The organism is Nonomuraea sp. NPDC049400 (genome assembly GCF_044466425.1).
In the GTDB taxonomy this organism is placed as follows: domain Bacteria; phylum Actinomycetota; class Actinomycetes; order Streptosporangiales; family Streptosporangiaceae; genus Nonomuraea.
Window position 1 is genome coordinate 1 of sequence record NZ_JBITMP010000165.1, and the last position, 1,164, is coordinate 1,164.

Here is a 1,164-nt window from a genome sequence, read left to right on the forward strand (position 1 = left end):
GCCGTTCTGCGCGTACCAGCCGGAGAACAGCAGGCCGTGCCCGGCACCATCAGTGACCACCGTGTTCAGCGGTTGATCAACACCTGCTATGCGGCGGTCGGTTCCTTGCCGGAACTGCACCGTCCCTGCTGCGGTGATCAGGCCGGGGATCTGGTCGGACGTGACAGTGGGCATGGCTTCGGCGTGCGACGTCGGGGTGGTGTTCTTCCGGAACGGCAGGACGCCAGCAGAAAGCAGCGACAGGGTCTCCGAGCCGCCCTGTGTGGGGAGCGCCTCGTCGACGCCACGAGGGGCGCCCTGGAAGTTGTTCACCGCGAGCAGGACCGCCTTCTCGTGCGTGCTCGTGACCGTGTCCATCGGCTGGGTGACGTGCTTGCCGTCGCCGTTGTGTCGATGCGCGACCATCACCTGCCCGGTCATCAGGGCGACTGGGGGCGTGAAGAGGGCCTGGGTGTTGGTCGAGGTCTGCGAGGGCAGAGGGTTGCTCAGGTTTCGGGTGCGGCAGTCGGAGCCGGGCCGCTCGTAGGTGTTGCCCGCGGCGGCGATGAGCGCGCCGGTCGAGAGGATCGACGTCTCTTGCTGGCTCGTCTGGGTGACGAGGGGCTGCCACGGGTGGCGTTCGGATCCGCGCTGGGACTTGACCGGCATGAGCACGGCAGGGAAGTCGGCGAAACGCTGCCTGCATCGCTCCGCTCGGGCCATGGTGGCTGGTGCGAGAGGGCTGAGGGTGACCTCGCCGGTCTTCTTGTCCTTGAACTCGCGGAGCGGCTTGTCGCCGATCCTGGTGCCGAGGTTGGACAGGTCGAGCGCGTTCAGCGACGGCGCGAACGGAGGGATCACGACACCCCGGCATGAGGGGCACCGGTACTCGTACTGCTTGCCGTAGCGGACGCTGCCGGTCGGTGGGATCCCGGTCTTCCAGGTCCATACGGCTTGCACGATGGTGCCGCAGCCCGAGCACCACGACTCAGGCCGGTGGTCGAGGTCCGGAGTGGGCAGGCGCTTGTCCCAGAAGCACCAGTAGCCGCGGTCGCGGGACTGCGGGACGTCGAAGAACATCGAGTTGAGGTAGAGAACCCTGTGGTTATAGCCCAGCAGGTCGAACTGCTTGAGCCACCACCGGTAGGTGCTGCCGTCGCCGTACTTCTTGCCCGGCACCGCCGG

The 1,164-nt window shown here is 67.2% G+C and carries 1 pseudogene; it reads right to left on the minus strand.

The window, feature by feature from the left end:
* Positions 1–1,164, minus strand: a pseudogene (locus ACIBVN_RS60910) (hypothetical protein); the annotation flags it as partial.